Genomic DNA, 13,252 nt, shown 5'->3' on the forward strand with positions numbered 1-13,252 from the left:
ATATCCAAAGCCTTTTTATATTATGCAACCTGATAATTTATTGAAGGAATCGTGGCGTGGCGTCGCAGGATATCGATGACTCGCATTTGATCCTCGATTTGCAGGTCAGGATAAATGGGCAGGCAAAGTATCTGCTCGGCAAGTCGACTGGCGACAGGCAATTTATCGGACGCCGCAGAAGGCAGGTGATTGTACATCGCAAACGAGCTAATGAGGGGATAGAAATAACGTCGGCAGTAGACATTCTCTGTTTTCAACGCCTCGTAGAGCGCATCCCGACTCAGCGGAAAACTGCTGTCAATAAGGACCGGATAATAGGCGTGATTCCATTCAAATCGGTCTGCAGCATCAAAGAACGTTACGCCGGGAATATCCTTCAGCGCCTCACTGTAACGCTTTGAAATAGAAGCCCTTTCAAGAAGCGCATTATCAATATATTGCAACTGAAGCAGACCAAATGCCGCTTCCATCTCGTTCATTTTGGCATTAATACCCGGAGCGACAACACGCGTTTCACCGGCGAAACCAAAGTTTTTAAGATAATCAATACGTTGCTTGGTACGGTTGTCATGACAAATTATCGCACCGCCCTCAAAAGTATTAAACACTTTAGTCGCATGGAAGCTTAATACCGACAGATCGCCATGGTTAAGTATACTGTTCCCGCTCTGGCGAACGCCAAAAGCATGGGCCGCATCGTAGATAACTTTTAAACCATAAATATCAGCAATCTGCTGAATCTTATCAACATTGCAAGGAATACCATAGCAATGAACTGGCATAATTGCTGTGGTTTGAGGCGTGATTAATTCTTCAATGCGTTCAGGATCGATATTAAATGTGTGCGGGTCGATATCGACAAATACAGGGGTTAAACCATTCCATAAGAGCGTGTGCGATGTCGCCACAAATGAATACGGCGTAGTAATCACTTCCCCCGTTACGCGCAGCGCCTGAAGCGCGGTCAGCAATGCCAGCGTACCATTTGCAAAAAGGCATACGTATTTGACACCCAGATAACGTGCCAGGGCTTCTTCCAGTTCTTGATGAAATTCACCACCGTTAGTAAGAATTCGGTTCTGCCAGATTTTTTGAAGATATGGCATGAACTCCTCTAAAGGAGGCATTAAAGGACTGGTGACGAAAATTTTATCGCCCATGTGCAAACCTGCATGTAATGAAGACGTGATTCATCATAGCGAGCATCGTCACCAGCTTATCGGTAAAATAACCGACATTTTACAGCCTATTTGAACTGACTATATGCAGATCCCCTGCCATCGTGGAAACAAGGGCAGAAAAAGGCATCTGTTTTGCGCCTGAACCTCTCAAAGATATGCGACATTTATCAAGACGTTCTTTCAATCTCATTCACAACTGCGCTGACTGGCAGCAAATTCTATAACGTGGAGCATCATGACGATCTCATGCCTCATCTGTAACAGCGAAATGAAGTTCTATTTCGAAAAAGCCAAGTATCTTGCACCTTCAGCGGAAAAATTCACGCAAAAACTGATGCCAGTGCAATATTACCAATGTCCTGAATGCGGATTTTTCAGTTCAAAAACCCATCAGGAACTTTCCCTGGAGGAATGGGAAAAATTCAATACTGATTTTCACCATTACAATGAGAATGGCGGGCGTGAAACGCTGGGCTTCAATCAGCCTCCCTATGCTGAACAGGCGCTGATGATAGAGTTACTGGCGCGCAATAATATTATCGACGACAGCCGAATTCTTGATTACGCGGCAGGCTACGGTACGCTTAGCCATCTCATCCAGAAGTATTTCAATCGCAACACCTTTTGCTACGATAAATATGTCCAGAACCCGGACTTTACCTACATAGATGATCCCGATGACAAAAGCTGGTCGTTAGTCGTCAACTCCGCCATGTTTGAGCACGTGTTAACACGTAACGATCTGGATAACGTCAACCATTTGGTCTCTGATGCTGGCAGTTTGTTTATTCATACCGTCGTTGTTGAGAAAGTACCCGAAGATCCAAACTGGTTTTATATCGACGTCCCGGTACATACCTGTGTGCATACCAATAAAAGTATGAGCATTTTGATGGAACAGTGGGGATATCGCTCTTCCGTCTATAGTCCTAAGAGCAAATCGTGGATTTTCCTGCGACAGCCTTACAAAGAAGTGAAGCCCATAATTGAACGCATCAACCAAGAGCTCCAAACGGCCTGGCTTTTCGGTAAAGATGGATTTCTCGATTACTGGAAATAGTTTTGGCGTTCTAAAAGGCAGGTAGCATACATTTGCCACCTGTCTTTTCACTACAGACGTATTATGTAGTCAACAGTTTCATTATCATCCGTTCAATGTCTGACTTGTAATAATCAGCTCGTGGGGTTGTTCTCCACGACAATACATATGCCATGCTTCCCTAAGCGCTTTTTCTAAATTGACAGCAATTTTATTACCTGAATCATTCTCTCTCGGGATTCTGGCACGCATTCCCCGGCGAATGATTGCAAGTTCAGCAATATTGTCACGCCAGGCAACGGCTTTACTGATGTATTCCTGTTCATCAACGGCAATAAACTGTTCAAGTTGATACCCGCCCATAATATCCACACCCTGTAGACAAGGGATCGTTGGCCCACTCAGAGTAAGGGTCGGGACTCCCATCCATGCACCATGATGAGTCGTTGTCCCACCGGTATAAGGGAAAGTATCCAGTAAAATATCGATTTCATGGTGATAAGCGAGATAGTCCTCCAGTTCAACTAAGCCTCTGAAAATCAGTTTATCCTCGGCAATTCCCAGTTTCTGCATGCGCTTTGTCATCGCAGCAATCATATCCGCATCAGTCATAAACCCCATAAGCAGTTTTGACTCAGGATAGGCAAGCATGATTTTCGCCCATACGCCAAGCACATGGTCATTAAGCTTTTTAGCCCGGTTGAAACTACCAAAGGTGATATACCCATTACGTAGCGCAGGTAGTTCATTTATTTCCGGGCTTTGAGGATGGGGCTCAAAGTGCTTACGCGTCTCGACAAACATGATCTTTTCAGATAGCTGATCTCTGAGAGCCTGTGACTTAATCAGGGTCGTCGGCAATAAAATATAATCCATTTGACTGATGCCAGTCGTTCCTGGATAACCTATCCAAGTTAATTGGATTGGAGCTGGACGCAGCGCAAATGCCGGTAGACGGTTATACGCCGTATGCCCGGATAAATCGAAGAGTATATCAATTTCATCTTCGGCAATGACATTGGCCAGTTCTATATCACTAAGGGCATCAACCTGACGCCATAACGTCGCGGTATCACGAAAATGCCGATAAACACTGTCTTCATTCATGAAAAGCGTACTATATGCCACTAGATCAAATTTTTCACGATCCAGTGCGTTCCAGGTCGGCAGCAAAAAATTAGCTACGGGATGTTGGCGTAAATCTCCTGAAACGAACCCTATTTTGAGCTTTCTGTCTGGTTCTTTAGTATTTTTTAATACGGGTTTAAACTCGCACCCTTTCGCCCATTCATCAACCCGATAACCAAAATCAAGATGTTTTCCCAGCAATTCTTCAGGGGATACCGTGGCATCATGGCTCATTACAAACAGTAAGTTACTGAAGTATCCGAAATTATAATTGCTAAGCTCTACGGCCTTTTCCATAAAATAGCGCGCTTCTGCCATTTTATGGTTGTCACTCAATACAATCCCGGTGAGCCCAAGTGAACTGGGCCCCGGGTGCTGGAAGCGCATAATCTCCCTGCAGCATTTTTCCGCTAATGTCATATCGCCATAGGCATGATGCAGCGATGCCAGACTTAGCCAGTAATCAATATTTTTATTATTCAGACGAAGCAATGTACGGACAATTTGCCGTGAACCGTAGAATTCACGCTTACGCTGCAACACCGTGGCAAGATCATAATAGATATCAAGGCTCGAGAAATAATAGCCCATCAGTTTACAAAGCGACGCCAGCGCGTCATCCCAGGCGGAAGTCAGCACGCATGTTTTTGAATAGCAGCGAAGGACGTGAATATTGTCTGGATTTTTTTCCATTAACCCACGAGCATACTCGCGGGCTTCTTCAGAACGGCCTTTTTGGATCAGGCTGTTTGCGCGCTCGTAGATAGCGTCCACGTCCGGGTCGGCTAATACGGGTTCGGCATTGCTCTTGATAAGCATTCCGCCCTGCTGTTGATCGACACTAAGCAACAACAACAGAGAAAGTTGCGATTTTAGTACGTCGAGCATGCCTGCACGCAGAAAACACTGCAGTTGCTTTTTCCAGGCCTCAGGCGAGCCGGTTAGCAACCCTTTAATTTTCAATGAAGAGTAGAGTTCCCAGTTCGTCTGCCCGGCATGCCCCATTTCGAAGCGCAAATAATTCCACTCAGCAGGTGTCAATGAAACCCACTCTCCCCACAGGTTCATGATGCTTACATCGTTCGCAGGACACGCTGGTGGTAGCAACCCTACCGGTGCCAGGTCATCATTTTGCGCAGCGTTGTATGCCCCAGGGCTGGCACTCCAGAAAAATCCGTCAGCACAGGTCATAAACAGCGTTTTTAATGCTTCCCACACCGTCTCCTGATAATCCTCATGCGTTTCAGGAGCCCGGCAATTGAGCACAAGCTGCTCGAAACTTAAGGACATAGGCCAGGCATTGCCCAACAACTCCATGATCCTGATAATAATGGCATTGTCGGTACGCATGATCCGTCCATTATTATTTCTGAACACGCGGGGCGCTTTTGCAGAATCCAGTTCGATCGGCATAAAGCTTCCTGCCCAGTGCAGGTTTCTCAGGAGGTTCAGATCCGGGTGAACCGGCGGCGAGAGGCGATTTAGGTGGCACAGCAAGGAAAAGCGTTCTTCGCGTTGAACGGCGTAATCAAGATACTGCTGTGACAAGGTTCTGCTTGCCCCGTCGCTGACGGCACCCAGTAACTGTTCGATTCTCGGACTGTAGAAGCTTCCCAGTTCCGACTGTGGCAGCAAATCGCCCAGGAACTGCAGACCGGCTAGTTCAGCCTGTGCGTTAAAATCCCCAAGGGTGCATGCCCCGTCACTCGGGCTTAAATAGGCCAGAATTAGCGCGTTATCATCCATTTCTTCAGCGAGAAGGACTTCATTTTTCAGCGAACCCTCTTCCAGCGTGAGCAACATAAAGCTCAGCATGGCGCGGGCTGACGCCAGCAGGTCGCTGCCCTCTTCTGCGCGATCAAGATGGAACCGTAACGCTTCACCCAACGTTATGCGCGCTATGCTGCCAGGCAGTACTGACCACTTAATGGCAATAACGCCGTTGGCAGATAAATGCGCCTGGCACCATGTCAGCAACGCTTCCCGTTCGCTTTTTCCAAGAAAAGCAAAGGTCTGATGAATAATGATGTAATCTAACTCGCCCGGATCCGCGGCGAGCAAATCCCCTAATCCTGCAGCAAACAGTTCAACATTGTGACATCCCAGTTCGGCAGCAAACTTCTGCCCCTTCACGATCGCCTCTTCGTCAATATCGATACCCAGAGCGATACTCTCAGGATGCGCCCATGCGTGCATAATCAGACGCGTTGCTGAACCACAGCCAATCTCCATGACACGGGCAAACGCAGGCAGTGGCGTGGTCAGATGATTAAGCACCGCAGCGGCATGAATGGTCTCGGGGCTGACCCGATAATAGGGGTACTGTGTCGTCACGTTTTTTCCAGATTCTGTTCTTACGGTCACAGGGCAAATGCTTCAGCGTTGATACGTGCGAATAAGCGACGATTTATATTCCTGGTATGGGCCTGCTGTGTTCCTTGCCACCCAACAGAACGCCTCCTCACCCGACTGGCTATCAAGTATTCCGCTACGCTCGGCACGCGCGATCGCCAGACGGTCTTCTGGCGAAAGCATGTCCAGACAGGAAAAGAGTGCGACTTGCTCCAGACCAGGCGCATGATTGCCGCTGGCGAGGTTGGTATGGATGAACGGCACAACGCGGTCGAAATATCGTTGCGCTACGCCGCCGGGTTTTGCGTAAATAAAACCGGCAAAAACCTCTTCCCAGAAAGGTGAGGATTCGGTTTGCAGGAGCAACAGCGCCGTTTCTGGCTCACACCACGGCTTACGCACCAGCACATTAGGGTTAATGGCAATAATGGGAGTGTTAAACGCCTGCAGTGCGTGGTGCAGGAAAACGATGCGACGTGCAGCACGGACTACCGACATGTCCTCATTACGGGTTATTTGCTCATGGCTTGCAGAGAGGTTGAGCTCAGGTAGCTGTTCGCGAAGGGTCATCAGGCTATGTTTAACATCATCATTGCCGTTAATTAGATGCACGTGCACATCAAGGACGTCGCGATTGGTCTCATAGAGTGAATAGAGCATCGGCACAGCGTGCTCGAAATAATCCTCGCTGTCGCACGTGACTAGCACCGTTGTTTTGGCAGCTGTGCTTTTTGCGATCCAGTAATCGTAGGATTGATTTTCCACCGCGTGCTCGCTCATGTGAAGCGATCGAAAATCGATGTACGAATCGGGTATGCCCCCCAGCCTGTAGATGCCGCAGGTAATCATCAACAGGGCCATAGGATCTTCGCCGATTAATGCAGCGTCTGCCGTCAGAGCCTGGATAACAACCATCGCCTGGTTGAAATCATTTTCCATTAAACAGATCAACAGCAGGATTTTCAGCACAGGTGCCGAATTGCTAACCAGCGAAAGGTTGTTGTTAATTAAAAATAACGCTGAGCTGATTTCATTGACGCGGAACAGAAGCTGAATGGCGGCGACAAGATAGTGAATGTTGTCATCGGCTTTTAACGCCGACACAATATATTCTGTCAGTTGGGTACTCATCTCGGCAGAAAGAGTTTGTTTTTCGCCAATGACGGACTCATCCAGTGCGGTGTTTGCCAGCACGATGGCACATAGCATGTCTTTTAAAGCCGTATCCTTTTCAGCATCCAGCCCCGTTTCGGCCACACGAATCATGGGCTCGAGCGCAGTGAAATTAGTGCTTTTAAAACTGAAAATTTCGGCCGTGATGTTGGCGGGCATAACATCGGCTTCTGGCAGATCAATGAATCGGGTAAACACATTCCGATAAAACTGACGCATAGCCCGGCTACGTGCGAATTCACTCATCTTATAACTCTTCGGTAAACTGTCGTCAGACGACCGGAAAAGGAGATTTTAGGCAGAGTAACACTGTGTTTCGGGGGGTGATGGCGGGAAAACGCTGCTAAATGCAGCCTTATTTTACAGATTACGATCCGGTGATTTTACGGAAAAATAGTGAAAAAAAAGGCTGCTGTTTCCAGCAACCTTTTTTAAAGATAGTGCGTCTATTAACGCAGCAGGGACAGCATCGCCTGTGGAACCTGGTTTGCCTGAGACAGCACGGAAGTACCAGCCTGCTGCAGGATCTGCGCGCGGGACATGTTAGATACTTCAGTTGCGTAGTCAGCATCCTGGATACGAGACTGAGCAGCAGACAGGTTAGTGATAGAGTTGTTCAGGTTGTTAATGGTAGATTCGAAACGGTTCTGAATCGCACCCATGTTAGAACGAGCGGTATCAATTTTAGAGATAGCGTTGTCAGCTGCAGTGATGAACGCTTTAGCAGTGCTGTTATCGGTGATGGTACCGGTCAGGCCAGCGTCGAGGCTGGTTGCTTTAGCGTTGATCAGTGCGCCAGTGGTGATAGCGATGCTATCAGTTGCACCAGTACCTGCGCCAACCTGGATGTTCAGAGAAGCAGTCTGGCTACCGTCCAGCAGTTTTTTGCCGTTGAAGTTAGCAGCGCCAGCGATACGGTCGATTTCACCCAGACGCTGAGTAATTTCAGTGCTGATTGAGGTGTAGTCAGTGGTACCGTTAGTATCGTTCGCAGCCTGAACAGCCAGCTCACGGATACGCTGTAAGTTGGAGTTGATCTCGTTCAGGTTACCTTCAGCGGTCTGAACCAGAGAGATACCGTCGTTGGCGTTACGAGCAGCCTGAGTCATCCCTTTAATCTGAGAGTTCATACGGTTTGCAATCGCCTGACCCGCAGCATCATCTTTAGAGCTGTTGATACGCAGACCAGAAGACAGACGCTCAATAGCGGTGCCCAGAGAAGACTGAGATTTGTTCAGGTTGTTCTGAGTGGTCAGGGACAACAGGTTAGTATTGATAACTGACATAATTTTAATTCCTTCAAAAATGGTTTCTAGGGTCGGTGCCTAACACTCACGGCGTCTCTCACCGTCAACAAGGTTATCGACGCTCGAACAGCAGACTTTAGAAAATATCGAAGAAAATATTTAATTATTTGTTTTATAAAGGTTTATTTTACACTAAAGCGGCTGCAGAGTGCATGATAAATAAAAGATTAACGCAAAAAATCACCGTCTTATTCTCTTCGGTATATTTCTTCGTCATGCACCCTGTTGATTTAAAACGCGTCATTTAGGTCGCTTATTCAGCGATATATTTTTTAAGCTTGCCGTAAACTTTTCGTCGAACGGGCCGATAAACGACTGAAACATCCATTAAGAAGGAACACTACATGGCGACTATCAGTAATCTCGGGGTGGGCATGCCCGGCCTGTCAGATCTGTACGATAAGCTGCAGGCAGCAGAAGAAACAAAATTGACGGCTATTGCCAAGCAAAAAACCACCTACGACGCGCAGATTACCGGTTACGGCAAATTACAAAGCGCCCTGACGAATCTGCAAACCGCAGCTGCTAAGCTCGCAAAAACAGATACGTGGAACTCAACCTCCATTAGCAGCACCAATACTGCATTTTCGGCTATCAGTACCTCCGGCGCTAACGTTGGTGATGTGACAGTCAACGTCAGCAAGATTGCTAAAGGCCAGGTGCTGACAACCACGCCAGGCACTATCGACAGCAATACTAAGCAGTTAGGTGGCACCACGGGCACCAACAGCCGAACCATTACCATTACCCAGGCAGGCGCTGACAGTAAACCACTGACGGTAACCCTGGCCGATGGCGATACCTCCCTGAACGGGATCGCTAAAGCCATTAACGCTGCCAACGGCGGTGTCTCGGCAAGTGTGGTGAAAGCGGATGATGGCGACTATCGTCTGATGCTGACCTCCAAAACCACCGGTACCGATTCTGATATGACGGTAACAGTGACCGGCGACGATACGCTGAAAGGCATCATTGGCAGTGGCGCACTTACCGAACAGGTAAAATCACAAAATGCCGTCGTTAACGTCAACGGTATCCAGATTGTCCGCCAGACCAATACCATCACTGACGCCATTCCAGGGGTAACATTAACCCTGAAAGCACAGAGCACGGCCGATGAAACCCTGACCGTAACCCGCTCTACTGACGATAACAAAAAAGCCATTACAGAATGGGTAACTGCCTATAACTCTCTGCAGTCCACCATTGCCTCATTGACGAAATATGAGCCACCTGCGGTGGGTGCAACCGCCCAGTCTTCGAATAACGGCGTACTGATGGGTGACAGTACTATCCGCGGAGTACAATCCGATCTGCGTGCTTTATTGACCAATGTGCAGAGCGGTTCCTATGCCATTATGGCCCAACTTGGCATCACCCAGGACCCGGTCAAAGGCGCGGACGGCGCGGTTGGCAACCTGAAAATTGATGATAAGAAATTAACCAAGATCCTCACGGACGATCCGGCTGGTGTACAGGCCTATTTTGTGGGTGACGGGAAAACGACCGGTTTCGCTACCCAGATGAATAACAAGCTAACCGATATGCTGAGCACGTCTGTCGGCAAAGAAGGCGTTATTCAGAATGCGAAGGACGGTATTAACGCCACGCTCAAATCCATCGGCAAACGTTACGACGCGATGGAATTGACGATTGAAGCCACGATGGCGCGCTATAAAAAGCAATTTAACGATTTAGATAAGCTGGTCACAAAATTCAACGGCACGGCCACTTATTTGACCCAACAGTTCAGCAGTAAGTAAGAAAGGAAACGATATGTATAGCAAATCTGGTGTACAAGCCTATCAGCAGGTAGGTCTTGAATCTGCTGTCTTGAGTGCCAGCCCGCACCAGTTGGTTGTCATGTTGTTCGACGGTATCCATAGCGCGCTTATCCGGGCGCGCCTTTTCCTTGAGCAGGGGGACATCCCGGCAAAAGGAGAGGCCCTGTCTAAGGCCATTAATATTATCGAAAATGGCCTTAAGGCTGGGTTAAATATGGAGGTGGGAGGAGAACTCCCCCGCAACCTTTCTGCGCTTTATGACTATATGGTACGCCGTTTGTTACATGCCAATCTGCGCAATGACATCGAGGCGATTACCGAAGTCGAGGCTCTGCTGCTCAATATTTCCGACGCCTGGAAGCAAATCGGCCCGGGTTATACTCCCAAGCAGGATTAACTTTAATGAACGACTCCAGCTTATCCCTTAAAAAGTGGCATGCTCTTTATGCGCTTAGCAATACAATGCTGAGCCTTGCTCAATCCGGGAAATGGGATGAGCTCATCGAACAGGAGGTTGCATACGTTTCGCTGGTTGAAGAGATCAGCACGACTCCTTTTCCGCCCGACAGCAAACACATCCAGGATCAGGCGATGGTGATACTGAATCAGGTGCTGCAGAATGAGCTCCTCCTCAAGGATTTGTTGCAGGAAAGAATGAGTGAGTTGAGCGGTCTTATTGCCCAAACCAACAAGCAAAAAAACGTTAACGTTACCTACGGGAAGTTGTCAGGTAACATATTATTTCCCGGAGAGATGAATCATTAATTCACATTAGCGATTCTTGATCCATACTCCAGAAGTCTGCCAAACGGCTTCTGGAGCACGGACGATGAAAAACCCCACCCTGTTACAATGTTTTCACTGGTATTACCCTGCGGGCGGTGAATTGTGGCGAGAGGTCACGGCGTTAGCCCCCAATCTTAACGAAATCGGCATCAATATGATCTGGTTGCCGCCAGCCTGTAAAGGCGCATCCGGCGGGTACTCGGTTGGATACGACACTTACGATCTCTTCGACCTCGGTGAGTTTGACCAGAAAGGCAGCGTCGCCACCAAGTACGGTGACAAAGCTCAGCTGCTGGAGGCCATCGACGCACTCAAAAGTAATGAGATCGCCGTCCTCCTGGACGTGGTGGTTAACCACAAAATGGGCGCAGACGAGAAAGAACCCGTCCGCGTTCAGCGCGTCAACGAACAGGATCGCACGCAGATCGACGATGAGATCATTGAGTGTGAAGCCTGGACACGCTACACCTTCCCTGCCCGTGCCGGGCAATATTCGCAGTTTATCTGGGATTACAAATGCTTCAGCGGCGTCGACCATATTGAAAACCCCGATGAAGACGGCATTTTTAAAATCGTCAACGACTACACCGGTGAAGGCTGGAACGACCAGGTTGATGATGAGATGGGTAATTTTGATTACCTGATGGGCGAAAACATTGATTTTCGCAACCATGCCGTCACCGAGGAGATCAAATACTGGGCCCGCTGGGTCATGGAACAAACTGGCTGTGCCGGTTTTCGTCTGGACGCCGTCAAACACATTCCCGCCTGGTTTTATAAGGAGTGGATTGAGCACGTTCAGGAAGTCGCAACGCAACCGTTGTTTATCGTGGCGGAATACTGGTCCCACGAAGTGGATAAACTGCAGGCCTATATTGACCAGGTCGATGGCAAGACGATGCTGTTCGATGCCCCCCTGCAGATGAAATTCCACGAAGCATCGCGCCAGGGTCGGGAATACGACATGAGCCAAATCTTTACCGGCACCCTGGTCGAAGCCGATCCGTTCCATGCAGTAACTCTGGTTGCCAACCATGACACTCAGCCTTTGCAGGCGCTGGAAGCGCCGGTCGAAGCGTGGTTTAAACCGCTGGCCTATGCCCTGATCCTGCTGCGTGAAAACGGAGTGCCCAGCGTCTTTTATCCGGATTTATTCGGTGCCAGCTATGACGATACGGGCGGTGACGGCGAAACCTACCATATTGATATGCCGGTCATCGAGCAGCTTCACGAGCTGATCCTCGCCCGCCAGCGTTTTGCCCACGGCGTGCAGACGCTGTTCTTCGATCACCCAAACTGTATCGCCTTCAGCCGCAGCGGCACCGAAGACGATCCTGGCTGTGTGGTGGTGATGTCGAATGGCGATGACGGCGAGAAAGTGATTTGTCTGGGTGAAAACTACGGCAACAAAACGTGGCGTGATTTTCTCGGCAATCGCGAAGAAACGGTCACTACCGCAGCGGATGGCGAAGGTACCTTTACCTGCAAAGGTGGAAGCGTCAGCGTGTGGGTGATTGAGGATGCGTTGTAGTTGTAAAAGCATCTGACGTGAATTGAATGCCGGGTCAGGCGAAGCTGCCACCCGGCAACATGCACTACGGAAGTTTACTCTCAAGCGGATTTTTGCTCAGATAATCTGCGCACTCTACCGTCGGGCGATCGACCTTCTGTAGCTCCATACCATCATACTCAAGAACAGAGCCATCGCGCTCCAGCGGATAAATATCCAGCTTGCGGGTGACGTTATAATAACTGTCTGAACGCAGCATGATTTTACCCGGTACAGCGATCACGCGCTGCCATTGACGGCAGTCCAGCGTATCGCCCTCCTCCGTCACCACCAGCGTGGCAATCGCCTCTGGACTCACCATTTTGCTCTGCGGCCCTTTTGACTGCCAGTACCCTGCCAGATGCGCCGGGACGGGGTGTTTGATCACTTCCTGATAGTTATCCACCTGAACGCACCCGGTCAGTGCCAGCAGCGCGCCAGCAATTGCTATTTTTTTCATCATCTTTCCTGCATTCGAAGAAAAAAATATTGTGGCATTAAAGCGCTTGGGCTGCCAGCGAAGATCGACGGGGCTTAAACCTGCATCCCCATCACTTCCTGATAAGCAGACACAAGCTTGTTACGCACCTGAATCCCCATCTGCAGGGAAACCGAGGCTTTTTGCAAATCGGTCATCACATCATTCAGTGCCACGCCCGGCTCGCCGAGGGTGAACTTCTCCGCCTGAGTACGTGCGGCGGTCTGGGTATCGCTGATACGGTCAAGCGCGGCGTGCAGTTGTCCTGCAAAACTGATGCTCGGTTGTTCTGCCACATTCTGATTACGGGCCGTCATCGCCGTTGCCTGCAACTGACTGATCACCCCTTCAATACCCTGTATAGCCATGACTCTCCCCTGAATGGTTTTTTACGGGGTCAAGACTAACAGCTTGTCAATAAGATAATGGCGGTAAATAGCGTGAAAAAACCAGGTTATTTGACGCATAGAAAATC

At 48.9% G+C, this 13,252-nt stretch carries 11 protein-coding genes; 5 read left to right on the forward strand and 6 right to left on the reverse strand.

From position 1 onward, the window contains the following. Positions 1-20: 20 nt before the first annotated feature. On the reverse strand, positions 21-1,160 hold the full coding sequence (locus AAIR21_RS01255) for a DegT/DnrJ/EryC1/StrS family aminotransferase (RefSeq protein WP_063215604.1): 1,140 nt from the start codon (positions 1,158-1,160) through the stop codon (positions 21-23). Positions 1,161-1,416: 256 nt separating this feature from the next. Here AAIR21_RS01255 and AAIR21_RS01260 point away from each other — a divergent pair, with 256 nt between their 5' ends. After that, a complete protein-coding gene (locus AAIR21_RS01260) occupies positions 1,417-2,241 on the forward strand; it encodes a methyltransferase domain-containing protein (RefSeq protein ID WP_238159444.1) in 825 nt (274 codons plus the stop codon). 84 nt (positions 2,242-2,325) lie between these two features. Here AAIR21_RS01260 and AAIR21_RS01265 read toward each other — a convergent pair whose 3' ends face one another. From AAIR21_RS01265 to AAIR21_RS01275, 3 genes are all read right to left on the reverse strand, one after another. After that, a complete protein-coding gene (locus tag AAIR21_RS01265; protein ID WP_238159445.1) occupies positions 2,326-5,682 on the reverse strand; it encodes a bifunctional class I SAM-dependent methyltransferase/glycosyltransferase in 3,357 nt (1,118 codons plus the stop codon). A gap of 42 nt (positions 5,683-5,724) precedes the next feature. Further along, complete coding sequence (locus AAIR21_RS01270) at positions 5,725-7,119, reverse strand: hypothetical protein (protein WP_063215598.1); 1,395 nt, start codon at positions 7,117-7,119, stop codon at positions 5,725-5,727. A 203-nt stretch (positions 7,120-7,322) separates the two neighbouring features. Next, entirely contained in the window at positions 7,323-8,159 is an 837-nt protein-coding gene (locus tag AAIR21_RS01275; RefSeq protein ID WP_063215596.1) for a flagellin, read from the reverse strand. Positions 8,160-8,524: 365 nt separating this feature from the next. Between AAIR21_RS01275 and fliD the strand changes: the two genes are divergently transcribed. The 4 genes from fliD (at position 8,525) to amyA (ending at position 12,281) form a co-directional block, all read left to right on the forward strand. Further along, positions 8,525-9,943: a flagellar filament capping protein FliD gene (gene fliD, locus AAIR21_RS01280; protein ID WP_020883342.1), complete on the forward strand. Its 1,419-nt coding sequence runs from the start codon at positions 8,525-8,527 to the stop codon at positions 9,941-9,943. A 13-nt stretch (positions 9,944-9,956) separates the two neighbouring features. Further along, on the forward strand, positions 9,957-10,361 hold the full coding sequence (gene fliS / locus AAIR21_RS01285; RefSeq protein ID WP_113656022.1) for a flagellar export chaperone FliS: 405 nt from the start codon (positions 9,957-9,959) through the stop codon (positions 10,359-10,361). Positions 10,362-10,366: 5 nt separating this feature from the next. Further along, positions 10,367-10,729 carry a flagella biosynthesis regulatory protein FliT gene (gene fliT, locus AAIR21_RS01290; protein ID WP_014170725.1) on the forward strand — a complete coding sequence of 121 codons (363 nt, stop codon included), beginning with the start codon at positions 10,367-10,369 and terminating at the stop codon, positions 10,727-10,729. Positions 10,730-10,793: 64 nt separating this feature from the next. Further along, positions 10,794-12,281, forward strand: coding sequence for an alpha-amylase (amyA, locus tag AAIR21_RS01295; RefSeq protein ID WP_113656023.1), 1,488 nt, complete (start codon positions 10,794-10,796; stop codon positions 12,279-12,281). 64 nt (positions 12,282-12,345) lie between these two features. Here the strand turns inward: amyA and yedD are convergent, their stop codons facing one another. Both yedD and fliE read right to left on the reverse strand, forming a co-directional pair. After that, the gene (gene yedD / locus AAIR21_RS01300; RefSeq protein WP_020883340.1) at positions 12,346-12,759 is read right to left on the reverse strand and encodes a lipoprotein YedD; all 414 of its coding nucleotides are present in this window, start codon (positions 12,757-12,759) and stop codon (positions 12,346-12,348) included. Between the two features lie 74 nt (positions 12,760-12,833). Continuing rightward, positions 12,834-13,145, reverse strand: a complete 312-nt coding sequence (fliE, locus tag AAIR21_RS01305) for a flagellar hook-basal body complex protein FliE (RefSeq protein WP_014170728.1) — start codon at positions 13,143-13,145, stop codon at positions 12,834-12,836. Positions 13,146-13,252: the final 107 nt, after the last annotated feature.

Origin of the sequence: Enterobacter sp. PTB, assembly GCF_051130085.1 — a bacterium.
Taxonomy (GTDB): Bacteria; Pseudomonadota; Gammaproteobacteria; order Enterobacterales; family Enterobacteriaceae; genus Enterobacter; species Enterobacter ludwigii.